General features: G+C 64.0%; 8 protein-coding genes. 6 read left to right on the top strand and 2 right to left on the bottom strand.

All coding sequences use genetic code 11. From position 1 onward, the window contains the following. Nucleotides 1-416: hypothetical protein (locus tag AC0685_RS23335; RefSeq protein ID WP_478227467.1), on the top strand; the 416-nt coding region annotated here is incomplete at its 5' end. Here the strand turns inward: AC0685_RS23335 and AC0685_RS23340 are convergent. Together AC0685_RS23340 and AC0685_RS23345 are read right to left on the bottom strand one after the other, a co-directional pair. After that, complete coding sequence (locus AC0685_RS23340) at nucleotides 355-1,098, bottom strand: ANTAR domain-containing protein (protein WP_478227468.1); 744 nt, start codon at nucleotides 1,096-1,098, stop codon at nucleotides 355-357. The genes AC0685_RS23335 and AC0685_RS23340 overlap by 62 nt on opposite strands. Nucleotides 1,099-1,759: 661 nt before the next feature. Beyond that, the gene (locus AC0685_RS23345) at nucleotides 1,760-2,494 is read right to left on the bottom strand and encodes an ANTAR domain-containing protein (RefSeq protein ID WP_478227469.1); all 735 of its coding nucleotides are present in this window, start codon (nucleotides 2,492-2,494) and stop codon (nucleotides 1,760-1,762) included. A gap of 1,394 nt (nucleotides 2,495-3,888) precedes the next feature. On the opposite strand from AC0685_RS23345, the gene AC0685_RS23350 reads away from it, so the two are divergent. The 5 genes from AC0685_RS23350 (at nucleotide 3,889) to AC0685_RS23370 (ending at nucleotide 8,904) form a co-directional block, all read left to right on the top strand. Continuing rightward, nucleotides 3,889-4,641 carry an ANTAR domain-containing response regulator gene (locus AC0685_RS23350; RefSeq protein WP_478227470.1) on the top strand — a complete coding sequence of 251 codons (753 nt, stop codon included), beginning with the start codon at nucleotides 3,889-3,891 and terminating at the stop codon, nucleotides 4,639-4,641. Between the two features lie 555 nt (nucleotides 4,642-5,196). Then, the gene (locus AC0685_RS23355; RefSeq protein WP_478227471.1) at nucleotides 5,197-5,763 is read left to right on the top strand and encodes an STAS domain-containing protein; all 567 of its coding nucleotides are present in this window, start codon (nucleotides 5,197-5,199) and stop codon (nucleotides 5,761-5,763) included. A gap of 657 nt (nucleotides 5,764-6,420) precedes the next feature. Then, nucleotides 6,421-6,882 carry a DUF6292 family protein gene (locus tag AC0685_RS23360; protein ID WP_478227472.1) on the top strand — a complete coding sequence of 154 codons (462 nt, stop codon included), beginning with the start codon at nucleotides 6,421-6,423 and terminating at the stop codon, nucleotides 6,880-6,882. A gap of 188 nt (nucleotides 6,883-7,070) precedes the next feature. Then, the gene (locus AC0685_RS23365; protein ID WP_478227473.1) at nucleotides 7,071-7,928 is read left to right on the top strand and encodes an MEDS domain-containing protein; all 858 of its coding nucleotides are present in this window, start codon (nucleotides 7,071-7,073) and stop codon (nucleotides 7,926-7,928) included. A 1-nt stretch (nucleotide 7,929) separates the two neighbouring features. Continuing rightward, complete coding sequence (locus tag AC0685_RS23370; RefSeq protein WP_478227474.1) at nucleotides 7,930-8,904, top strand: anti-sigma factor RsbA family regulatory protein; 975 nt, start codon at nucleotides 7,930-7,932, stop codon at nucleotides 8,902-8,904. Nucleotides 8,905-9,176: the final 272 nt, after the last annotated feature.

Here is a 9,176-nt window from a genome sequence, read left to right on the forward strand (position 1 = left end):
GCGAGTTGCGGCGGGTCGATCGGCTGATCACGACGGTGCACGCCAGGGTCGCGGCATCGGAGTCACTGCGGGTATGGCACGACGGCTTCCACGCACAGGTGGAGACGATCCTGAGGTGGCATCTGGCCGCGTTGGGCGTGCCGGAGACCGAGCAGGACGCGATGACCCGGATCGGGGTGTTCGTCGAAGGCTTTCCGCCGTCGAATTCGGGAAGGCAGCGACAAGATATGCGCACCTTCACACTATCGCCGACTCGGTTTCGCGTAATGCCAAGTCGAGTTGGCATTACGCACCATTTCGCCGCGGTGCTCGATCGAGAGTGCCCCGCGATCCTCGGTTCCGAGCAGCTACCGGTCAACGACCTTTGGCATGTACGTAATTCTCCGACGAAGGAGTGGGCAGCGTCCCATGGCTGACGACGTGACGGGCGACCTCGTGGATCTGTGACCGGTGACGACGGGCATGCCCGCGAATGAGCTCGAACGCGTCATGCACGTTTGTATCGCAGCGCGCGGCGAGAAAACCCTTCGCCTGTTCGATCAAGGCACGGCTGTGCGGCGCAGCCTGCAGTTGCGAGGCGGCGGCGATCTGACGGCGGATCTCCCGCTCGTGCACGTGCCCGATGGCGGCCGCGTCGGCCAGCGCCTGCACCAACCGGACCTCGGCCATCGACAACCCATCGGTTTCCGAGTGCAGCAACAGCACCGATCCGAATTCCTCTTCGCGCAGCCGTATCGGCACCGAACACACTTGCCGGTACCCGATCTTGTCGACGGCCGCGGCGAAGTCGGGCCACCGACGGCCCACACCGGCCAGATCCATCGGACCGACCAACTCCCCTGCACGAGAACTTCCCAGGACCGGCCCATCCAGACGCGCCAGGTTGAGCACATCGAGCAAGTCGGCGGACTCGCCGGCCGTCGCCGACCTCCACCGTCCGTCATCCCGTGAAGCCAGCATCACGGCGGCAGCGGAAATATCGAACAGCTCGATGCATCGTGCGGCCAACCGAGCGAGCCGCTCCGGGAGGCCGAAGTCCTTTACCACGGTGTCGGTGAGCTCGACCAGGGCGTCAGCCAAGCGCTGTTCTCGTCTCATGTGTGCCTTCCTCTCCACTAAGATCAAGGAACGTGCGACCGCACAGACTCATCAGCGGCGGGAAACATCTTGAGAGACTCTCGGCGACACCCGAGCGTCTGCCTGTCAGTTACCGGGGAAATCGCCAAGCGACGTGATTCCAATTAAATTTCGGCGACCGGACCAGATTTGTCGAATAAGCGCACCACACCGCCTCTGAGTCTGAGATAAATGCGGCAGCGGCTTCTGCTCAACCGGGCCACAGAACGTAAAATCATAAGGATTGCCACAGCGGAGGGCAAGTGCAATCAAGCGCGTCACCGCCCAGGGACCACGTCAGAACCTGCCCGGCTTGCCGGCCCAGTTCGAGAAGACTCGAATATGCCGTGTGCCCTCTGGCTCGCGCCTGACCAACCGGCGACGCCAGTGCCGAACCGATGTCTTCGCGAACCGCCACACGCTGACCTGCTGGATCACGACATCAGGGTCGCCGGGAGGGCTCGACAGGCACAACGCCTGTGGACAGCCAGCCGTCAACGCATACACGTCCGCAAACCCTACGCGCCGGGCCGCCGTCGAACTCGCGTTGACGATTGTCGAAGACACTGCCCGTTCACTCTGACGCGGTTCTCGAAGCGTGCAGCAGACCGCAATCCGGCGGTTGGGTCCGCGCGACGACCGGTCAGCGCGCGTCGAAAGGCCCATTGGGCCTGGGCGGACTGACAGGAAAAACCCCGAACTCGATGATGTGGCGGGCAACGTCGCTGATCGGGCAGCGATGTTGGCGGGCGTAGACGGAGATCAGTTCGAACGCGTCAATCACACTCATACTCTGTCGCGCGGCGAGGAACCCCTTCGCCTGTTCGATCAGGACACGGCTGTCCAACGCGCTCTGCAGCTGCGACGCGATGTCGGTCCGCTGACGGATCTCTCGTTCGTGCACAAGCCCGATCGTGGCCGCGTCGGCGAGCGCTCGCGCCAGCCGGATGTCGGATGCCTGTAACCCTTCAGCCTCCGCATGCAGCAGCAGCACTGACCCGAGAACCTCCTCACCCAGCCGCATCGGCACGGACGACACATGGCGGTAGCCGGCCTTGCTGGCGGCGACGGCGAAACCTGGCCATCGGCGGCGCGCGGCGGCTACGCCCACCGGGCCGACGGGTGCGCCGGTACGGCAACTCTCCAGTACCGGCCCCTCCCGCGTGAGCAGTTCGAACAAGTCGGTGGCCGAACCGGACGTGGCAGAGGTCCACCGGCCCGCATCCGCCGATACCCGCACCACGGCCGCCGCGGTGATGTCGAGAAGCTCGGTACATCGCGTAGCCAGGCGATCGAGCTGCCCAGGAACGTCGAAGTCGTTCACCAGGGAGTCTGAGAGCTCGACCAGAGCCTCGACCATGCGCTGTTCTCGATTCATGGAATCCTTCCGCGCCAAGATCAAGCTTCAGACGCCCACGAGGTCACCAGCGAAGAGTCAGAGCCTTGATCACTCGACGGAGGCTTGGCGCGCGTCGCGGAACCGCACCAGTTCTCAGATCGTTGGCGATCCCGATATCGCGCCGTCCAGTCCATACGCCCCCTATCCCGTGCGATCCGGGTACCCCGCGGTTGCCACCCACCAGCCCAGGCACGTGATTCCAGTTCAACGATCACTCGCGGACCGGACGGCACCCGACGACCACGGTCAGCAGTACCTCCGACCTCAGTCGCTTGCAGCAACGCGTCAGCTCAACCCCACCACAAACGCAATCAGCCTAAGGACAGTAGTCCAGTGAGAGCAACCCCGGTCACACGATCGGCACCGCGAGAATCGCGGTGTGGCCCTGCTCAGGTCATGGGCAGGTCGGAAATTGAAGCTGAGCAGCCTCAGGGAAAGTGCACCTCGTCCCCGGTGTCGGCTGAGCTGACACCGGTTTGCAGCGTCACAACAGCGTTGTCCGCCTGGCGGTCAAAGGCCGACCGACAGCGAGGGTACGCACGATGTGACGCAGGGACGGCGTTGAGGTTTTCGAGGACGCGGAGATGACCGTGAGCGCTAGGCGCCGCGATCGGCTATCGCAGCTCATTGCTGAGCGAGCCCGAGATGTGCGACAGGGCTCGGGCTGGATCCCGGTCGTCTGTATCGCCGCCATCTCCTTACGGACGGCCGAGCAGGCGCACGAGCTGGTCGCCTCGAGCAATGCCTGGCCGGGACTCTCGAGGAAACGCAATACACCGCAGGCGATAGTCCAGGCGTCGAGGCCTTCGCTACCGGAAGCCCGGTGCTGGTGAGCGACCTGACCTTCGACGAGCAGCGCCGGCCTGGGTTCGCGGACGGAGCCGCGGCTCGCCCTGACCGACCTCCCCGTCGCCGCGCTGCTCGCCGACTGCGTCGGCGAGGGCGACCAGGTCGCAGCGTGGGCACGCGAGGACACCACCGGACACTACGGCGACGTGCATGTGGCGACCGGCATGATCGCCGCCCAGCTCGACATCAGCGCTCGTGCTTGACCGGCAGTTACGGTTCGACCCTCCAAAGGGTGATGTATCGCCAGCACAACCATGATCAGCAATGCCGGTCTCGGTTCCGAGGTCCGGCCGTCGCCGTTTATGGCGACGAAATGATCGTGCCGCGTACATGCTCCCATGATCTTGACTAAGCGCTTGAATCAATACATTCTTCCGACACGGCGCACCTCCATCAATTCGAGCACCGCTGATGATCGCTTGACCAGGCCACGGAGTGGGTACCCGAATTATTCAGCTGCAGCACGCCACCGACAAGATCCGGAAGCATCCAGCGGACGAACAACGATCAGAGGAGAAGCAATTATGTCATCCGACGAAGCGCCGTGCGCGCACGTGCCGATGATTCTCGACGACGTCAAAGGTGCGCTCGACGGGTTGGCTGAGGTGCTCGCCGATGAAACCGACATCAACTCGCTGCTGAACCATGTATGCCACCAGGTCATCCGCGCGGTACCTGGCGTGGACCATGCGACGATCACCATGGTCAGCGAGCACCGGCCAGAAACGGTGGCCTTCACGAGCGAGGACGGTATCGAGCTCGACGCGACTCAGTATGCGACGCGCCGGGGACCGTGCCTGGAGGCGGCGAAGGGCGCCCAGACCAGGCGGGGGAACATTTCCGAGGCGTCGAAACACTGGCCGGAGTTCGCTCCGGCTTCGCGCGCCGCGGGCCTCAGTGGTTTCCTGACCGTGCCCCTGATCGTGAACGGCGACTACTCCGGTGCAGTGAACTGTTACAGCCGGCAGGCACAGGGCTTCGCTGAATTGGATGTGCACCTGCTCCAGGTTTACACAAGTGCTGTCGAAGCGATTCTGCGCACCTACCGGCGTTACGAGAAGGCCGCCCAACTGGCCGAGCACCTTTCTATCGCGCTGAGCACTCGGGCGGTCATCGACCAAGCCAAGGGTGTCCTCATCGCAGTCCACGGGTTCACCGACAAGGAGGCCTTCGACCTGCTGGTCGAACAGTCACAACGAGAGAATGTCAAGCTGCGCGACCTCGCGTACCGTTTCCTGGAGACCGTCCGCTTACAGGCGCGAACCGGCCAGTCCTGACGCTCAGACCTGCCCGACCCGCAAGACGCTGAGAACTCCACGAAGAGGAGCCCACGGGACCGATCCACCCTGCGGCGATCGCAATGGCCCTTTCCATGGCCATTTTTCGTCATTGTCCAGTTGCGGACACGATCACATTGAGACAGGCCTTCCAGAAAGAAACTCGTGTTCGCCGTGGTCACACTACGCCACTATGCAGTTTTCGCCCGGCCGCGGTAACGCCAGGGCAGCGGTCCGGATCCAGCGATCAGACCGCACGCCGTCATCTGATTCCCCGTGCCGAGACGGTTCCGCCATGGTCGATCAGTTTAATGGCGAAGATCTGACAATGTCGTATTTCGGCCAAATCGGCGAGGCGCTGTCGAGTCACCTGCGCGCGTTCCCCCTTTCCCGTTCACCATGCCTGCCTGATGCCATAGATACCTCTCCAGGGGTATCCTGAACGACGACCGGGCTCAGGCCCAGGCACGTACGTCAACTTTCAGAGACCGTCTCGCCGGTTCAGCAACGCAGCCGCTGACGGTGATCCCACGGTTACCTACTCGGAGCGCATCGATGACTGGTTTGCCTGATAGCCGCCATTTCGCTCGGATACGTTCACTGGGAACGCCAATGCCTGCTGGGCACGCGATACCGGCCGCGGGTGGGAAGCTGCTGGAGGCCGGACGCTTCCGGCACGGCGACCAGCTGGTGATCGCCGTCGCCGGCGAGGTCGACGTATCCTCCGTGGGGGTGCTCCACCGCGCTTTGTGGCAGGAGATGCCGTCGGTGACGGTTCTCGACCTATCAGAGGTCACCTTCCTCGGCGCCGCCGGGCTCGGCGCCATCGCCGGTGCTGCCGAGCGGGCGAAGAGCGAACGGAAACGGCTCGGATTGGTCGTCAAAAGCCACGTCGTCTCAAGAGCACTGCGAATCGTCGGCATGGATACCTTCATCCCCATTTTCTCGTCCCGCTCAAACGCCGTTCACGAACTCTCCCGCGCACAACGACCGCCGGGGACCCACGCCCAGAACCGGCAAGACAGCGTCGACAGACAGTCCTCATCAATCATCGACGCCGCGATGACGAGATTTCTGGCCGCTTACGCCATGGAAGACCCCCGGCAGAGCAAAGGACGGTGAGAGGGTGAAAGCCTCGAGCGGGTTTGACCGAGCGCGCTTACCGCACATGGCCAACCAGCGCACGGATATGTCCGATCTCGCTCACGTGGGAACAGGCCGAAACCGACCACGCCCCGGCCGGTGCGCACGGTGAACCGTCGGGCGCCCAGCGACGACGTGTGACTCACGACGGAGATCTGTTGCCGCTTGGCAAGTTCTGCCGGACATTCCGGCTAGTTCCCTCGATCTCCCGAAGTGCGCGGCGCTCGTGCTCGTCGAGCTTCTCTCCGGCCGGCCACAGACCCGTGCGCCAGATGGCACATCGGCTGCCACGTACTTTCCCTCTTTCTCCCGTCGGCCGGTGAAACCTGGCTGCTGACATGAAAAACTCTGCGGCCGTGGCGATCTGCCGCATTGGCGCGGATGGTGTGGAAGGGGGGTGCGGCTCCGGGTCGGGCGGCATTCGCTCTGGGTGGCCCGGGGTGTGGTGGCTCAGGAGGTGGGATGACCGGTTTCCGGCGCCGATGGTGCCGTTCGTTCGTACTCGGAAATGGTTCGCTGGCCGCGCATGGGCACCGACCATCTTGCGATCACGCTCCAGAACGGGTGAGATGCGAACGTGCGTCAAGCAGTCGGCGCTGATCTTTCCGACGGAGGCGGCAAAGGCGGCGACGAAGGATGATTTTGGAAGACCATGGAGCACCGGCGCGCGGCTTACGCCGCTATGTTGGCGCCGTTGCCCAGGCTTTGGATCTGGACTGGACGGGCTGGTGGGTGCGGCTGGACCCACCGGTGAATGCCTACGTGGCCATCGAGAGCCGGCTACCGCGGTTCCCGACCCGTGACGTCGCATTGCTCTGGGACGAGGAACACGGGTGGTCCGTGGCCGTCGAATCCCTGTGCGGAGAAGAGCTGATTGTTCTGTCCTACGCGGGCAAGGACGTTCTGCCTCCATCACGTGCGGTCGCGCGATTCCTCACCTGCATGTTCCGAGGTCAGTACCCCGGCCAGTTCACCCCGCCCGCTTTCCGCAGAGCCGGCGCGATCGACGATATGCCGGAACGTCTGGCCCGCTACGCCCAGCCATCCGGTACCCCACCCATCACCGGACAGTCCGCCGCGGGCGGATGTGGACCGTGATTCACCGTGGCGAACATTCGCCATTGTCAGAATCGCACGGGGCGCGCCATACCGAGCGGAACACCACCGAGGAGTATTGGCGCGTATCCGCCAATACTCCTGCACGGACAACGTGAACCGTCGGTCTCGGCCTAAAATGAGGCCTTCTCTTATCTCGCGTGCGGAGGAGGACCATGGTCAGGTCGTGGGTGGCGGGAGAGCACGTATGTATCTGGTACGACACCGACCACCAATACCGGCGGCTCGCACAACTGCATTTCCTGGCGGCGGTGGAACAAGGCCATAAGATCACCTACCTCACCAACCGCGTTCCTCCCGGCACCCTGCTCACCTGGCTGTCCTTGACCGGGCCGGAGCTGGACGCATTGACCAGGAGGGAACAGCTCGTCATCTCGTCCACCGACGAGTTCTACCGAGCGAGAACAGGGTTCGAGGCGGATCGTGTGATCAGCCGGCTCCAGGCCGAGACCACCGCGGCGACACGTGCTGGTTACTTGGGTCTTCATATCTGCGCGGACATGACCTGGTCCTCACATGTGCTACCGGACAGCGAGTTGTTTTGGGACTACGAGAGGCAGGTCACGGAACTTGTCGCCACGGACGCGCTGCCGACCTTGACGGGATTCTGTCACTACGATCGGCGGCAGTTCACGAGTGAGCAACTGGACGTCGTGCGCGAGGCCCACTCGACGGCGCTGACCGCCCAACAGGCCGAACAACAAGAACCCCTGTTGCGGATGGCGGCGCTGGACGGGCGACGCGGGCTGCGACTGTCCGGCGAGATCGATCGGTCGAACCTCGCCGAGTTCGCCGCGACACTGGAAGCGGCCTACCGCGACGATGACGATTTTCACTTGGATGTCAGAGAACTACGTTACGCCGATGTAGCGACCGTCCGGCTTCTCGCCCATGCCGCGGCCAACCTCCGCAACGGGCACCGGCTGGTTCTGAGATCACCAGTTCCCCTGATCCGCACGATCCTGCGGAACTACGGCTGGGACCGGTTGCCGTCCCTGACGTTGGTCACCACGGAGGAGGGGGTGTGAGATGAGCAAGCAGGAAGCCCAGACCGGCGGTGTGTCGTTCTCGCATCAGGCCTGTGTTTACGGCTCTGACGCGGAATTCCTCGACCTGACAACGCCTTTCATCGAAGACGGCCTGACCCGCGGGGAAGCCACACTGGCCGTGACCACACCGGACAACATCGACTTGCTCGTCGACACGCTAGGGGCGAACGCCGACCGGGTCGAATTCGTCGACGCCTACGATTGGTACCGTCACCCCGCCGCGACACTGCTCAAGTACCGCGACTACTACACGGCCCGCCATGCCGAGCGCCCAGGACACGTACGCATCATCGGTGAACCGATCTGGACAAGACGATCAGACCTAGAGACCGCCGAGTTGAGACGATACGAGTCGATACTGAACGTGGCCTTCGCGGAGTCGTCGGCATGGATCATTTGCCCGTACGACACCCGTGTGCTGGCTCCGCCCGTCGTCGCTGACGCGCATCGCATTCACCCCGCTCGGTGGACAGGGCGCGAGGCGAGGCCATGTCCTGACTATCTCGACCCCGCGATCTTCGTCGATGCCGGCGGCACCCACCCGCTGCCGGCTCCCCCACCGGATGCCGCAGTGCTTCCCTTCATAGGCGACCTGTCCAGCGTGCGGCGGTTCGTCACCGCGCACGCCGCGCTCCAAGGGCTGGCCCGGCAGCAAGCCGCCATGCTCTCGGCGGCCGTCGGCGAAGTCGCCGACCACGTCGCGCGGCACGGTAGCGGTCGCGCGACCATCCGGCTGTGGGCCGAATCCGGGCGTATCGTGTGCGACGTTCACGAGCCTGTCGGGCGCATCACCGACCCCTTCCTCGGTTACCTGCCACCCACGCTCGACGAGGCACCCGGCGACGGTCTCTGGCTCACCCGCCAACTCTGTCGGCATGTCGAGACCTGCTCCGGATACTGCGGTGCCACGGTCCGCCTGCACGTGTCCGGCCCCCATGCCGCGATAGTCCCCTGATGCGGGCGTATCTCGGGGCGGCTCCACGTCGGGGGAGGGGGAACGTGGAGCCGCCAGGGGAATCGTGGCACGATCGCCGGACAACCGTTCTTGACCCAAGTGGTGGTTCAGTTTCCAGGCTGTGTAAGGCAATACCCGATCACCGCGGCAGAATCCCGAGTCGGAGCGGATCGCCGTCTGGATCGGGCAGTTTGTTCCTGGTTGAGTCACATCAGGATCGGGTCGATGTCGCAGTTGGCGCGGGCGCCTCGGCCTGCTGCTTGTGTTCCGGG

The organism is Amycolatopsis sp. NPDC043889 (assembly GCF_056435645.1).

Coding starts and splice junctions, on each gene's coding strand:
- AC0685_RS23340 (WP_478227468.1), bottom strand. CDS start 1,098: ATGAGACGAGAACAGCGCTTGGCTGACGCCCTGGTCGAGCTCACCGAC.
- AC0685_RS23345 (WP_478227469.1), bottom strand. CDS start 2,494: ATGAATCGAGAACAGCGCATGGTCGAGGCTCTGGTCGAGCTCTCAGAC.
- AC0685_RS23350 (WP_478227470.1), top strand. CDS start 3,889: ATGTCATCCGACGAAGCGCCGTGCGCGCACGTGCCGATGATTCTCGAC.
- AC0685_RS23355 (WP_478227471.1), top strand. CDS start 5,197: ATGACTGGTTTGCCTGATAGCCGCCATTTCGCTCGGATACGTTCACTG.
- AC0685_RS23360 (WP_478227472.1), top strand. CDS start 6,421: ATGATTTTGGAAGACCATGGAGCACCGGCGCGCGGCTTACGCCGCTAT.
- AC0685_RS23370 (WP_478227474.1), top strand. CDS start 7,930: ATGAGCAAGCAGGAAGCCCAGACCGGCGGTGTGTCGTTCTCGCATCAG.